The sequence below is a fragment of the Pseudonocardia sp. McavD-2-B genome (assembly GCF_024124365.1).
Lineage (GTDB): Bacteria > Actinomycetota > Actinomycetes > Mycobacteriales > Pseudonocardiaceae > Pseudonocardia > Pseudonocardia alni.
In genome coordinates this window covers 1-13,725 of record NZ_JAMXSG010000155.1, presented here as the reverse complement: position 1 = coordinate 13,725, position 13,725 = coordinate 1, and the positions used below count along the sequence as shown (strand labels likewise).

Sequence of the window (13,725 nt, the reverse complement as noted above, 5' to 3'; positions counted from 1 at the left end):
GGGCCGGTGCGGGCCGGGCCGTCGGGGATGAACGTCGCCGTCGTGACCAGGGCGACCGCCGGCCTGGCCGACCACCTGGCCCGGACCACGGGCACCGGCCGGGTCGTCGTCGGCCGGGACGCCCGGCACGGGTCGGCGGCGTTCGCCGAGGCCACCGCCCGGGTGCTGACCGGCGCCGGGTTCACTGTGACCCTGCTCGACGGCCCCGTCCCCACCCCGCTGGTGGCCTTCGCCGTGCGCCACCTCGGCGCGGTCGCCGGGATCGCCGTCACCGCCTCGCACAACCCGCCCGCCGACAACGGCTACAAGGTCTACCTCGCCGACGGCGCGCAGCTCGTGGGCCCCGACGACGCCGCCATCGAGGACGCGATCACCGCCGCCCCGCCCGCGGTGTCGGTGCCGCTCGGGCCGCTGCCGGACCCGGCGGAGGTCACCGGCGCCTACCTGGACCGGGTCGCAACGCTGTCGGGGAACACCGGGGCGCCCGCGCCGCGGATCGCGCTCACCCCGATGCACGGCGTCGGCGGCGCGACCGCGGTCGCCGCGCTCGCCCGGGCCGGGGTGCACGACGTCGCCGTCGTCGCGAGCCAGGCCGTGCCCGACCCCGACTTCCCGACGGTCGCCTTCCCGAACCCGGAGGAGCCCGGCGCGACCGACGCGCTGCTCGCGCTGGCCGCCCGGAGCGGCGCGGACCTCGCCGTCGCGCTGGACCCGGACGCCGACCGGTGCGCGCTCGGCGTCGCCTTCGGTGACGGCTGGCGGATGCTGTCCGGCGACGAGACCGGCGTGCTGCTCGGCGACCACGTCCTGCGGACCGGGACCGCGGCGGACCCGCTGGTCGCGACGACCGTCGTGTCGTCGTCGATGCTCGCCCGGGTCGCGGCCGCCCGCGGGGCCCGCTCCGCCGAGACCCTCACCGGGTTCAAGTGGATCGTGCGGGCCGGCGACGGGCTCGTCTTCGGCTACGAGGAGGCGATCGGACTCTGCGTCGACCCCGACGGCGTCCGGGACAAGGACGGCGTCTCCGCCGCCGTCGTCGCCGCGGACCTGGTACGCGGGCTCGCCGCGGCCGGGTCGTCGGTGCCGCGGCGGCTCGACGAGCTGGCGGCGGAGTTCGGCGTGCACGCCACCCGGGGTGTCTCGATCCGGATGGCCCCCGTCGAGCGCGACGCCGCCGTCGCCCGGCTGCGCGCCGCGCCCCCGGCCGGCTGGGAGGCCGACCGCCCGGCCCCCGACGTCCTGCGGCTGCGGCGCCCCGGGACCCGCGTGGTGATCCGCCCGTCGGGGACCGAGCCGAAGCTCAAGGCCTACCTGGAGGTCGTGGAGGACCCCACCGGCGACGTGGCCGCGGTGCCGGCGTCGCGGGCCGTCGCCGCGGAGCGCCTGGCCGCGCTGCGCGCGGAGGTCGACGGGATGCTCGCCGGATGAGCGCGCGCCTGCTCCTGGTCCACCACACGCCGTCCCCCGCCACCGCGGAGCTGCTCGCCGAGGTCCGCGCGGGCGCGGCCGACCCGGACATCACCGGGGTGGAGGTCGTCGCCCGCGCCGCCCTGGCCGCGACGGCGAGCGACCTGCTCGCCGCGGACGCCGTCGTCCTCGGGACGCCGGCGAACATCGGCTACATGTCCGGCGCGCTCAAGCACTTCCTCGACCAGGTCTTCTACGTCTGCGCCGACGACACCCGCGGCCTGCCCTACGGGCTGTGGGTGCACGGCGGCTCGGACACCTCCGGCGCGACCCGCTCGGTGACGACGGTCGCCGGGGCGATGGGCTGGACCGCGGCGGCCGCGCCGGTCGAGGTCGCGGGTCCCCCGGACGCCGCCGCCCGGGCCGCGTGCCGCGAGCTGGGCGCGGTCGTCGCCGCGACCGTCATGCCGGAGGGCTGAGCTACCGGCGCCCGGTGGCGGGCCGCACCCCGAGGTGCGCCTCGATCCGGTCGGCCCACACCGACGCGATCGTGCGGTAGGCGCCCGGTCCGGCGTGCAGGCCGTCCGCGGTCCGCCCGGCGGGGAACAGGGTGGCGGTGTCGACGAACTCCACCGAGTGCCCGGCCGCCCGGTGCGCGGCGGCGACCCGGGGCAGGTACTCGGCCAGCCGCGCCCGCTCGGCCCGTTGCTTCGGCAGCGGCGCCCACACCCCGGCCATGATCACGTGGGTGTGCGGTGCGGCCGCGAACACGCGGTCCAGCAGCCGGTCCAGGCTCGCCGCCGTCGCCCGCGCGCTCGCGTCCTGCAACAGGTCGTTGGTCCCGGCGTGCAGCAGCACGACGTCCGGCTGCGCGGCCAGCACCCAGCCGCCCGTCATCGGCACCATCCGGGCCGCCGTCCAGCCGGAGCGGCCCTCGTGGTCGGTGTCGGGCAGCGCGTCAGGCCCGGAGCTGCGGGAGCCGACGTAGTCGATGCGGACGCCGTCGGCGGCCAGGCGCTGCCACAGCGGGAGGCGGTAACCGGCCGTCGCCGGGCTCCCCACCCCGACCGTCGACGACGCGCCCAGCGGCATCACCCGCACCACCCCGGGATCGTCGACGGCGGCGGGCACCTCGGCGTCCTCCGGCCGGTCCGCCGCGGGCAGCGCCGACAGCGCGACCGCGGCCACCGTCGCCACGACCCCGGTGAGGATGCGGCGGGAGGGCCTCACGGCGGACTCAGACCGCGCCGAACTGGCGGTCCCCGGCGTCGCCGAGGCCGGGGACGATGAACGCGGAGTCGTTGAGCCGCTCGTCGATGCTGGCGGTCACCATCCGGACCGGCAGCCCGGACGCGCGCAGCCGCTCCACGCCCTCCGGCGCGGACAGCGCGCAGAGGACCGTCACGTCGTCGGCGCCGCGGCGGGTCAGCAGCTCCACGGTGTGCACCATCGAGCCGCCGGTGGCCAGCATCGGGTCGAGCACGAACACCGGCCGCCCGACGAGGCTGTCGGGCAGCGACTCCATGTAGGGCACCGGCTGGTGGGTCGTCTCGTCGCGGGCCATGCCGACGAAGCCCATCTGCGAGTCCGGGATCAGGTTCAGCGCGGCCTCGGCCATCCCCAGCCCGGCCCGCAGCACGGGGACGAGCACCGGCGGGACGGCGAGCCGGTGGCCGACCGTGCGCGAGACCGGGGTGTGGATCCGGTCCTCGGCCAGCGGCGCCGAGCGGGTGGCCTCGTAGACCAGCATCAGGGTGAGCTCGCGCAACGCCGCCCGGAAGGTCGCGTTGTCGGTGCGGGCGTCCCGCATGGTGCTGAGCCGGGCCCGCGCGAGCGGGTGGTCGACGACGATCGTGTCCACGGCCGCACACCCTACGGCGGCCGGGCCGCGCGGAGATCCCCCGTGAGGAGGCGCCCGGCCCACCGATCCGGTGCCGTCGCCCCGCCGGGCCGTGGGACCCGACGGCCGGACGCGCTCCGTGTCCTGCGACGATGCCGTCCCGTGACCGGACGGACACCGGGACGTCATCCCCGGACGTTGACACGGATGCGTGTCACGGTTCACGAAGCGTGAGAAGCACGCGCTCACCGACGAGTGACGCCGGGACCGGCCGGATGCATCTCCTCGTCCTCCCGGGTGAGGCCGCGGACACCCTCGCAGACCTTGCGTGACAGCCGATCCCGGAGCGGAACCGTGATCACCAACGGTTGCCGGTCGGACACGGCCGGTTCCCCGGATCGCGTGATCGACCGCGTGGAGTGCCACGATCAGCACGCGCGGTCGCCGATCTCGCGATTCACCTGACCCGAACGGGTGGTATGGCCGAAACGGTGTCACATCGAGGGCACCGCCGACGCTGTACTAGACGACAAGGAGGTGATCCGATGCCGGAGAACACGACTTCCGAGGAGCAGACGTTGATCGCTGCTGCGGAAAAGCTCACGCAGTGCGACGGATACGTTGTTCTGGCGGTGGACCCGCAGACCGGGGAGGTGGACGCGCACGGCCCGTTCGACGGGATGACGGCGACCGTCAAGGCCGACCAGCTGCGACGCGACTTCGACCGGGGTGGACTCGAGGACGTGTCCATCGGAGTGGTCCGACTGCACTCCCAGGCCTGACCCCGCACGACCGTGATCCGCCGGGCCGGCGACACCCGAGGTGGTGGGACCGGCCGGCGGCAGGACGCGACGATAGGCTCGCCCCGTGGCAAGCGACATCGTCCCGATCCGGCTCGCTCTCACCCGGGGCGACGTGGTCACCCTGTGGGCTCCCCCCTGGCGCGAGGACGGCGAGGAGTGGGAAGCCTTCCTCGGCGACGACGAGCACGTGTTCGTCTTCGACGAGGTGGCCGGTCTCGCCGCGTTCGTGCGGACCGCACCCGAGCACGACCTGACCGACCACCCCGCGTGGTCCGCGGTCCCCGGGCTCGCGGTGGCCGAGCTGACCCCCGACGCCGTCCACCGGTACGACCTGGTCGGTCTGCCGGAGCTGGCCGCCGCCGACCCGGACGCGCTGACCGTGCAGGAGCTGCACGAGACCGTCTCGATCGTCCGGTCGCTGGCCGACGTCTGCGACCTCTCCGCCGTGATCGCCGCGCTCGACGGCGAGCCCACGTTCGCGCTGCTGCGCGAGGGCGAGCAGGCCTTCGCCGGACGTGACGGCGCCAAGCGCTGGACCGCGCTGTCCGAGGCGATCGCGACGCACTGGGACGGGATCGTCGACACCGTCGACGACCTCGTCGCCACACCGGACCTCGACGCCGGGGCGCTGGACAAGGCGCGCGCCGAGGAACAGGAGCTGCGCGACCGTCTCGCCGAACAGCCCCTCGACGACGACGAGGCCCTCGAGGCCGCCGCGCTCGCCGCGGGCACCGAGGACGCCGACACCTCCGCGGAGGAGCCGACCGGCTTCTGGGCCGAGGTCGGCATCGACCCGATCCGCATCGAGGTCGGCGACCGCTCCGTGGTCAGCCTGCGCTGCTACCTCGACGACAAGCCGGTCTTCCTCGGCTCCGACGGCCGGATCGACGTGTTCGGCTCCGAGCGTGCGCTGTTCCGGGCGCTGGCCGACCGGGAGCACCCCGCCGTCGCCGGGACCGACCTGACCGCGGCCGTCACCTTCGCCGAGGTGCTCGACGCGGCCGCCGTCGGCGAGCTCGACGGCGGCGTCGAGGACATGAACACCTACGTGCTGACCGGGATCGGCCCCGACCTCGCCGAGGGCGTGCTCGACCTGGACCCGGTCCAGCTCGACCTGGCCTCGGAGCTGCTGACCGACGTCGGCGAGTGGGCCGGGGACCCCGAGCCCGCCGAGGTCCTCGCCGAGTCCAACAGCCTCGGCTGGCTCGTGTCGTTCGTCGTGCGGCCGGACCCGACGCGGATGGCGCCCAGCCCGCCGTTCACCCAGGAGGCGCAGTCCTGGGGCGAGCTCGTCGCCGGGCTCGAGGCCCGGCTGCGGGAGCACTAGCCCGATCGGCCCCGCAAGGGGCCTGCCCAGGGCCGGAAGAACCGGAGCGCCGGGGCGTTCCGGGATGTCCCAGCTCTGACATTCGATCGGATATTGTCAGCGTCGGGGACTTATGATTCGCTTATGTCGTCAGCAGTCATCTCGACAAGGTGGTCGACGGCATGCGCGTTCCCGATCAGGTCCGCACCCGAGCCCAGGCGGCGATCCCGATGCGCCGCCAGATCCAGGCGCTGCATCTGATGCAGCGGGCCAGGAGGCTGGTGGTCGGTGACGGGCAACCACGCTTCAGCGAGTCCGGCATCGCGGAGGTGTCCGACCTCGACCTGACCGAGATCGACGTCAGCAACCCGTTCCTGTGGCGTCAGCAGCAGTGGCTGCCCTACTTCCGTCGGCTGCGCGACGAGGCGCCCGTGCACTTCCGGGCCGACAGCGCGTTCGGGCCGTTCTGGTCGGTCACCCGGTACGACGACATCGTGCGGGTCGACAAGGACTTCGAGACCTTCTCCGCGGAACCGCAGATCGTCCTCGGTTCGCCGCCGGACGGTCTCGACATCGAGATGTTCATCGCGATGGACCCGCCGCGCCACGACCAGCAGCGCGCAGCCGTGCAGGGTGTCGTGGCTCCGAAGAACCTCGAGGAGATGGAGGGCCTGATCCGTTCGCGTGTGCGGGAGGTCCTCGACGGGTTGCCGGTGGGAGAGCCGTTCGACTGGGTCGACCGGGTCAGCGTGGAGCTGACCTCGCGGATGCTGGCCACCCTGCTCGACTTCCCGTACGACCAGCGCCGCAAGCTGGTGCAGTGGACGGATCTGGTGGCGACGAGCGCGTCGGCGACCGGCGGCTCCAACGACACCGACGAGATCTACCGCGGTGCCGCGGAGATGGCACGCGCCTTCAGCGAGCTGTGGCACGAGAAGGCGGCTCGTCTCGCCGACGGTGACGAGCCGGGTTACGACCTCATCACCCTCATGCAGCTCTCCGAGGACACCAAGGACCTGATCCATCGTCCGATGGAGTTCCTGGGCAACCTGGTACTGCTCGTGGTGGGCGGCAACGACACCACCCGGAACTCGATGACCGGTGGCGTGCTGGCCCTCAACCAGTTCCCCGAGCAGTTCGACCGGCTGCGGGCCGATCCGTCGCTCGTGCCGAAGCTGGTCCACGAGATCCTGCGGTGGCAGACACCGCTGGCCTACATGCGCCGGGTCGCCACGCGCGACACCGTCCTGAACGGCCAGTTCATCCGCAAGGGCGACAAGGTCGTCATGTGGTACGCCTCGGCGAACCGGGACGAGCGGACGTTCGAGGACCCGGACTCGTTCCTCATCGACAGGCGGAACGCACGGCACCACCTTGCGTTCGGTATCGGTCCGCACCGCTGCATGGGCAGCCGGCTCGCCGAGTTGCAGTTGCGCATCCTCTGGGAGGAGCTGCTCGCACGCTTCGACGACATCGAGGTCCTCGCCGAACCGACCCGGGTGCAGTCGAACTTCGTGCGCGGCTACAGCTCGATGATGGTGCGGCTGACGCCTGCGGGTGGAGAGCGGCCCGGCGACGGCCCGTACCGCTCGGCCCTGGCCGCCGAGCGGGGGGCGGCCCCGGCTGCGGCGTCGTCCGCCTCGCCCGTCTCCGAGCCCACCCCCACCGCGACGCCGACGTCGTCGTCCCGGGTCGGGCGGGCCACCCCGCGCGGCGCCGGCCTCCTGGACCTGCAGGTCGCGTCGCGCCGCGAGGTGGCCGAAGGGGTCGTCGAGCTGACCCTCACCGACCCCACGGGCGCCGCCTTGCCGGCCTGGGCGCCCGGTGCCCACATCGACGTGGTCCTGAACCGCGGGCTGACACGGCAGTACTCCTTGTGCGGCGACCCAGCGCCGGGCTCCCCCTGGAGGGTGGCGGTGCTGCGCGAACCGCGGAGTCGCGGAGGGTCGGCGTACGTGCACGACACGCTGGATGTGGGGCACACGCTGCGTGTCCGAGGTCCCCGCAACCACTTCGCCCTCGAACCGTCACCTCGCTACCAGTTCATCGCCGGCGGCATCGGCATCACCCCCATCCGCGCCATGGTCGAGTCCGCCCGGTCCGACGGCGCCGACTGGCACCTGTTGTACGGCGGCCGGTCCCGGACGTCGATGGCCTTCCTCGACGAGCTCGACGACGACGAGCGGGTGACCGTGTGGCCCCAGGACGAGCGCGGCCTGCTCGACCTCGACTCCGTCCTGGGCACCCCGCGGACCGACACCCTCGTCTACTGCTGCGGCCCGGGCGCACTCCTCGACGCGGTCGAGGGCAGGTGCGGTACCTGGCCCCGGGACAGCCTGCATCTCGAACGGTTCGTGGCCGCGGTGGCCGACCCGACCACGGGAGGGCTGGACACGTTCGAGGTCGAATGCGCCGCCTCGGGGGTCACCGTGGACGTCGCTCGAGGCATGTCGGTCTTCGACGCGCTGGAGCAGGCCGGTGTGGCCGTGATGGGCTCCTGCATGGAGGGCATCTGCGGCACCTGCGAGGCCGACGTCGTCGAGGGCACCCCCGATCACCGCGACGCGGTGCTCTCGCGGGCCGAGCGGGAGCGGGGTGAGGTCATGATGACGTGCGTGTCACGCGCGCTGACCCGGCGACTGGTCCTGGACCTCTGAGACGGCTGCCGTCGGGGGGCCGGGACTCAGGCGAATCCGCGCACCACGTGCCTGACCCGGTCCACGGCCTGGTCGACCTCCACGGTCGGTTGCAGCAGATGGCTGAGGACGAGCCGGACCACGGTGTCGACCATGGCCTCGGGGGCGGCCGCACCGAGCTGGGCGCCGAGGGCCTGCACGGCGTTGCCGAGCACGACGTCCGGATGCACGGCGACCAGCTCCAGGAGACCGTGGTCGTGGCCGGGACGCAGGACCGCGGCGAGGACCGCGTTCTCCCGACCGTGGTCGAGTGCGTGGCGCGCCGCCGCGGCGATCCCGTCCTCCAGCGAGTCGGGATGGGCCGCCACTCCCTCCTGCACCCGCGCCAGGAACCGTTCGACCTCACGGTCCACCACGGCGCGGCCGAGTTCGGCCTTGGTACCGACCTCCTTGTGCAGGCTCTGCCGCGGCACTCCGGAGCGCTGGGCGACCTTGGTGATGCTGAGCCGGTCCCAGCCCTCCTCGGTGATCAGCTCGACCGAGGCGTCCAGCACCCTCTCGAGCCGCAACGCGCGCAGTTCGGTGTAGAAGGCAGGAGCACTCATGCGACGAGCGTAGGACAGCAGTGACACGCGGCTCTGCGCCCTCGCGTCGGCCCGGACACCGGTGCGGGGACCGCCGGGCCCACCACGGTCGTGTCGATCGGGACGAGCAGCGTCGGCAGGGCCGGCACGACTAGCGTGACAGGGCTTCGTACCCGGGCTTGATGACGTCCTCGATGAGCGCCAGGCGCTCGTCGAACCCGATGAACGCCGACTTCATCGCATTGACGGTGAACCAGCGCAGGGTGTCCCAGCCGTAGCCGAAGGTCTCGGCCAGGTCGTACATCTCGCTGGTCATGGTGCAGCCGGACATCAGCCGGTTGTCGGTGTTGACCGTGACCCGGAACCGCAGGTCGGTGAGCAGCCCGATGGGATGCTCGGCCAGCGACGACGCGGCGCCGGTGTGCACGTTCGAGGTCGGGCACATCTCCAGCGGGATACGGCTGTCGCGGACCCAGGCGGCGAGGCGGCCCAGGTGCGGGCCGTCGTCGGTGACGGTGATGTCGTCGACGATCCGGACGCCGTGTCCGAGCCGGTCGGCGCCGCACCACTGCACGGCCTCCCAGATCGACGGCAGCCCGAACGCCTCACCGGCGTGGATGGTGACGTGGGCGTTCTGCTGACGGACGTACTCGAACGCGTCGAGGTGGCGGGTGGGCGGGAACCCCTTCTCGGCGCCGGCGATGTCGAACCCGACCACGCCGGAGTCGCGGTGGCGCACGGCCAGCTCGGCGATCTCCCGGGACCGGGCGGCGTGCCGCATCGCGGTGAGCAGGGTCCCGACCCGGACGGTGTTCCCGGCCGCCGCGGCGCGGGCGGTGCCGATCCGGAACCCGTCGAGGACGGCCGCGATGACGGCGTCGAGGTCCAGACCGCCCTCGACGTGCAGCTCGGGGGCGAAACGCACCTCGGCGTAGACGACACCGTCGGCGGCCAGGTCCTCGGCGGCCTCGGCCGCGACCCGGGTCAGCGCCTCCCGGGTCTGCAGCACGGCGACGGTGTGCCCGAAGGTCTCGAGGTAGCGGACCAGCGAGCCGGAGTGGGCGGCACCGAGGAACCAGGCCGCGAGCTCGCCGGGGTCGGTGGTGGGGAGCTTGTCGTAGCCGTACTCGCGGGCCAGGTCGACGACGGTCCCGACCCGCAGGCCGCCGTCGAGGTGGTCGTGCAGGAGCACCTTGGGGGCGCGGCGGACGGTGTCGCGGGTGACCGGGACGGGAGCGGTGGGATCTGCCACCCGGGCACGGTACCGAGCGGCGTGGCGCGCGACGACCGGCGCCCGGACCTGCCATGATCGACCCGATCCGGGCGCGGAGACATGCCCCGGACGGCCGAGCGCAACACCGTCCGTCGACCCTCGTACGGCGGTCGCTACCCTCTGGGCACTCCCCACTTGGCTCAGAGGAAGCGCAGCAGGTGCCATGAGCGACACTTCGAACCTCTCGTTCGACCGGATGCGCGGCATGCTCATGCGAGCGGCCGAGATCCGTGACAGCGAACAGCAGCAGATCTTCGACTCCCTCGACGAGATCCACGCCCGGCTGGCGGCCCTGGACGCCATCGGCACCGTGCGCAAGAAGCTCACCGAACTCCCCGACCGGACCGAGCTGAACGTCCTGGCCGAGCGCCTCGACGAGACCGTGTCCAAGCTGGACAACACCGAGATCGTGCTCGGCGCGATCACCCGGGCCATCGAGTCCCTGCCGGACAAGCTGGCCAAGCCGATCGCTCAGCTCGACGGGCGGCTCGACGGCATGGGCGGGCGCCTCGAGGGCGTCTCGGGCCGGATGGACGGCCTGGACGACCGCCTGGGCGGCCTGCACAAGCGCCTCGACGACCTCGACAACCGCCTCGACCGGCACGAGATGCGGCTCGACGCGATGCCGAACGCCGTCGCCTCCCCGATCAAGGAGCGGGTCGACGGCGTCGAGCGTCAGGTGCGCGAGCAGCTCGACGCGGCCGTGCACTCCTTCGAGGAGACCGGCGAGGGCCTGCGCAATCTGCTGGGCGACACCTCGGTGGGCCTGCACCGCCGCCTGGAGGACCTGGCCCAGCGCCCGGCCGTCGACCCGGCCCCGGCGTTCGACGCCCTCACCGAGCGGCTGGAGGCCCTCTCCGCCCGTCTGGAGGAGGTCGGCACCCGGCTCGACTCGGTCGAGTCCGGTCTCGACGGCAAGCTGACCGACCTGGACGGGTCGGTCAAGGAGCGGGTCGGCAAGCTCGGCGGGTCCCTGAAGGACCGCCTCGGCGAGCTCGACGGCTCGGTCACCGAGCGGCTGTCGTCGCTGTCGGAGGCCGTGGACGGCCGGTTCGACGCGCTCGGCGAGAGCGTCGACGGGAAGCTCGACAAGCTGACCGGCGACGTCGACGGCCGCCTCGACAAGCTGACCGGGGAGGTCGACACCCGCCTCGAGAAGCTCGCCGGCGACGTGGACAAGCTCTCGACGGGCGTCGACGACCGGCTCGCCGGCCTCGACACCGTGCTGCGCGACCGTCCGGACACCGGCTCGGTCAGCGACCTGGTCACCAAGGCCAACGCCGAGTCCGAGCGCCGCAACGCCAGCCAGCTCGACGAGGCCATGGCGACGTTCGCGGAGCTGATCATGGGCCGGGGTGGGCAGTACGCCCAGCAGGCCCCGCCGCCCCCGCCCCGCCCGGCCCAGCGCCGCGGGCGGGCCAAGGTCGCGGTGAAGAGCCAGAACGGTGCCTCCGCCGCCGACCTGGTCGGCGACGACCCGGACGACTGAGCCGCCGGTTCTCCTGACGGACGCCGCGCCCCGCACGCCGGGGGCGCGGCGTTCGTGCGTTCCGGGCCCGTGCACCGGCCGGTGACAACCGGCCGCGACGGTCCCATCGTCTCCGCACCGCTGCCGGTGGACGGAGGTCGTCGTGGATCCTGCCCTCAGCTCCGCCCCAACCGCGCCCCGCACGCCCCGGCGGGGGTGCCCCCAGGGGAACTCTCGTAGCGCTCTAAGCCACGAAGGTTCCCCTGGGGGCACCCCGCGGGGGGGCGACGCAGGAGGGTCAGCGGCGGGCGAGGCGGCGGAAGACGGCGTCGAGCTCGGACACCTTCAGCACCCGCATCCCGGCGACGGCCAGCGGCAGCGCGATCAGCGCGCCACCGACCAGCAGGGTCCAGGCGCGAGCCACGTCCGGCCAGTCCGCCAGCACCGGGCCCAGCAGCCGGGTGAGACCCCAGGCGACGGCGGCGGCGACCGCGGAGGCGGACGCGACCTTGGCCAGGCACACCAGGACCTCGCCGGAGCGGGCCCGCCCGAGGCGGCGGCGCAGCAGCCACTGCCCGAGCACCGCGCCCCCGACGAACGAGACCCCGTTCGCCGCGGCGAGGCCGAGCACGACCTGCTCCGGCGGGAGCAGCAGCGGGCACGCCAGCAACAGCGGGATCTTGACCCCCACCATGCCGACCTGGATCAGCGTCGGGGTGCGGGAGTCGGTCATCGCGTAGAACACGCGCATCTGCAGCATCGTGACCGCGTAGGGCAGCAGCCCGAACGCCGACCAGGCGACGGCCTGACCGAGGCGCTCGGCCCCGGTCCCGCTGCCCGCCCCGACGGAGAACAGCGCGGTGCCCAGGGACGGGCCGAACGCCGTCATGACGGCCGCGATCGGGACGAGCCCGACGGTGGACAGGCGCGCGCCGAGCGAGAGGTCGGTGACGACCTGGTCGACGTCGCCCTTGGCCGCGGCGCGGCTCATCCGCGGCATCAGTGCGGTCAGCAGCGACACCCCGAGCACCCCGTACGGGACCTGGAGCAGCAGCCACGCGTTCATGTAGGTCGCGACCGACCCCTCGGACGCCGACGCGGCGACCCGGGTGGTGACGATGTAGCCGGCCTGCCCGACCAGCACGTAGGCCACGATCCACAGCGCCATCCCGCCGGCCAGCGACAGCCGCGGGTCCCAGCCCCACACCGGGCGGTAGCGGAACCCGATGCTGCGCATGAACGGGATGAGCACCAGTGCCTGGACGACGATGCCGAGCGTCGTCCCGACACCCAGCACCAGCAGCTTCGGGTCACCCATCCGGACCGGGTCGACGGAGATCTCCCCCGGCACGAGCACGTAGACGACGAGCACACCCAGCAGGACCAGGTTGTTGAGCACCGGCGCCCAGGCGAACGGCCCGAACACCTGTTTCGAGTTCAGGACCGCGCCGAGCAGCGCGCCGATGCCGTAGAAGAAGATCTGCGGCAGCAGCAGCCAGGCGAACGCCGTGGCCAGGGCCGGGTTGGCCTGCCCGGTGTCCCCCGAACCGAGGTAGAGCCTCGTCAGCAGCGGGGCGGCGGCCATCGCGATCAGGGTCGCGACCAGCAACGCGGCCCCGACGACGGTGAGCAGACGCCGGGTGAAGCGTTCGCCGCCGTCGGCGTCCTCGGCCTGGGCGCGGACCAGCACCGGGATCATCACGCTGGTCAGGACCCCGCCGAGCAGCAGCTCGTAGACGATGTTCGGCAGCGTGTTCGAGATCGTGTAGGAGTCGTTGACGACCGCGAAGCCCAGCACCGCGACCAGCGCGAGGTTCCGGACGAAGCCGGTGAGCCTGCTGACCAGGCTGGCGATCGCGATCATGCCGGAGGAGCGGACGAGCGAGCCGGTGTGCTCCGCGCCGCCGGACGGTGTGGTCCCGGCGGGGTCGTCCCCGGACGTCCCCGGGGCCGGTGCTCCGCCGTCCCCGGGCGTCTCCCCCGCCGGCGCGGTGCCGTGCGAGGGCGTCCCCGGACCCGCGGCGGCGCCGTCCGGGCGCGCCGGGGGTGTGGGACGGCCGGGCGACGCGCCGGCCACCGGTCCCAGCGGGGTGGTCGGCTCCCCCGGGTCGGGGATCCGGCCGGGCCCGAGCGGACGGGTCACCTCGGCGGCCCCCTCCGGGGGCGTCCGCGGGGTCCGCCGGGGGTCGGGGCCCATCACCGGTCGGGGCAGCAGCTGGTGCCGCACCACCGCGGGGTGGGGCGCCCGCTCCGCCGCTCGTCGGTCCTCACGCATCGTCGTCCATCGTGCCGGATCGGAATCGTCGTGCCGACGCCCGCCCGGCACCGCGCCGTCACCCACCGGTGGGCGCACCGGCCCGGCGTCACGGCGCAGCGGCGGGCGTGTCACGGATCCGCCCGTCCCGGCG

The 13,725-nt window shown here is 73.7% G+C and carries 11 protein-coding genes; 6 read left to right on the top strand and 5 right to left on the bottom strand.

The genetic code is table 11. The annotated features are described in order from the left end of the window. Together NH602_RS19400 and NH602_RS19395 are read left to right on the top strand one after the other, a co-directional pair. Positions 1–1,428 (top strand): phospho-sugar mutase (locus tag NH602_RS19400; protein ID WP_253068543.1); only part of this gene is annotated, 1,428 nt, incomplete at its 5' end. Further along, a complete protein-coding gene (locus NH602_RS19395; protein WP_062397648.1) occupies positions 1,425–1,886 on the top strand; it encodes a flavodoxin family protein in 462 nt (153 codons plus the stop codon). The genes NH602_RS19400 and NH602_RS19395, both read left to right, overlap by 4 nt. A 1-nt stretch (position 1,887) precedes the next feature. On the opposite strand, the gene NH602_RS19390 is transcribed toward NH602_RS19395, so the two are convergent. Together NH602_RS19390 and upp are read right to left on the bottom strand one after the other, a co-directional pair. Next, complete coding sequence (locus tag NH602_RS19390; RefSeq protein ID WP_073576389.1) at positions 1,888–2,637, bottom strand: GDSL-type esterase/lipase family protein; 750 nt, start codon at positions 2,635–2,637, stop codon at positions 1,888–1,890. A gap of 7 nt (positions 2,638–2,644) precedes the next feature. After that, complete coding sequence (gene upp / locus NH602_RS19385; protein WP_062397653.1) at positions 2,645–3,268, bottom strand: uracil phosphoribosyltransferase; 624 nt, start codon at positions 3,266–3,268, stop codon at positions 2,645–2,647. Between the two features lie 524 nt (positions 3,269–3,792). Between upp and NH602_RS19380 the strand changes: the two genes are divergently transcribed. From NH602_RS19380 to NH602_RS19370, 3 genes are all read left to right on the top strand, one after another. Then, complete coding sequence (locus NH602_RS19380; protein ID WP_073576391.1) at positions 3,793–4,029, top strand: hypothetical protein; 237 nt, start codon at positions 3,793–3,795, stop codon at positions 4,027–4,029. Between the two features lie 85 nt (positions 4,030–4,114). Beyond that, complete coding sequence (locus NH602_RS19375) at positions 4,115–5,377, top strand: primosomal protein (protein ID WP_253068542.1); 1,263 nt, start codon at positions 4,115–4,117, stop codon at positions 5,375–5,377. Between the two features lie 161 nt (positions 5,378–5,538). Further along, positions 5,539–8,013 (top strand): cytochrome P450/oxidoreductase, encoded by a 2,475-nt coding sequence (locus NH602_RS19370; RefSeq protein ID WP_179761854.1) that lies wholly within the window; start codon positions 5,539–5,541, stop codon positions 8,011–8,013. A gap of 26 nt (positions 8,014–8,039) precedes the next feature. Here the strand turns inward: NH602_RS19370 and NH602_RS19365 are convergent, their stop codons facing one another. Together NH602_RS19365 and NH602_RS19360 are read right to left on the bottom strand one after the other, a co-directional pair. Continuing rightward, positions 8,040–8,597: a TetR family transcriptional regulator gene (locus tag NH602_RS19365; RefSeq protein ID WP_073576393.1), complete on the bottom strand. Its 558-nt coding sequence runs from the start codon at positions 8,595–8,597 to the stop codon at positions 8,040–8,042. Between the two features lie 130 nt (positions 8,598–8,727). Beyond that, the gene (locus NH602_RS19360) at positions 8,728–9,828 is read right to left on the bottom strand and encodes an adenosine deaminase (RefSeq protein ID WP_253068541.1); all 1,101 of its coding nucleotides are present in this window, start codon (positions 9,826–9,828) and stop codon (positions 8,728–8,730) included. Between the two features lie 184 nt (positions 9,829–10,012). Between NH602_RS19360 and NH602_RS19355 the strand changes: the two genes are divergently transcribed. Continuing rightward, a complete protein-coding gene (locus NH602_RS19355; protein WP_073576395.1) occupies positions 10,013–11,338 on the top strand; it encodes a hypothetical protein in 1,326 nt (441 codons plus the stop codon). A 277-nt stretch (positions 11,339–11,615) separates the two neighbouring features. On the opposite strand, the gene murJ is transcribed toward NH602_RS19355, so the two are convergent. Further along, positions 11,616–13,592, bottom strand: coding sequence for a murein biosynthesis integral membrane protein MurJ (gene murJ, locus NH602_RS19350; protein WP_179761853.1), 1,977 nt, complete (start codon positions 13,590–13,592; stop codon positions 11,616–11,618). Positions 13,593–13,725 lie beyond the last annotated feature (133 nt).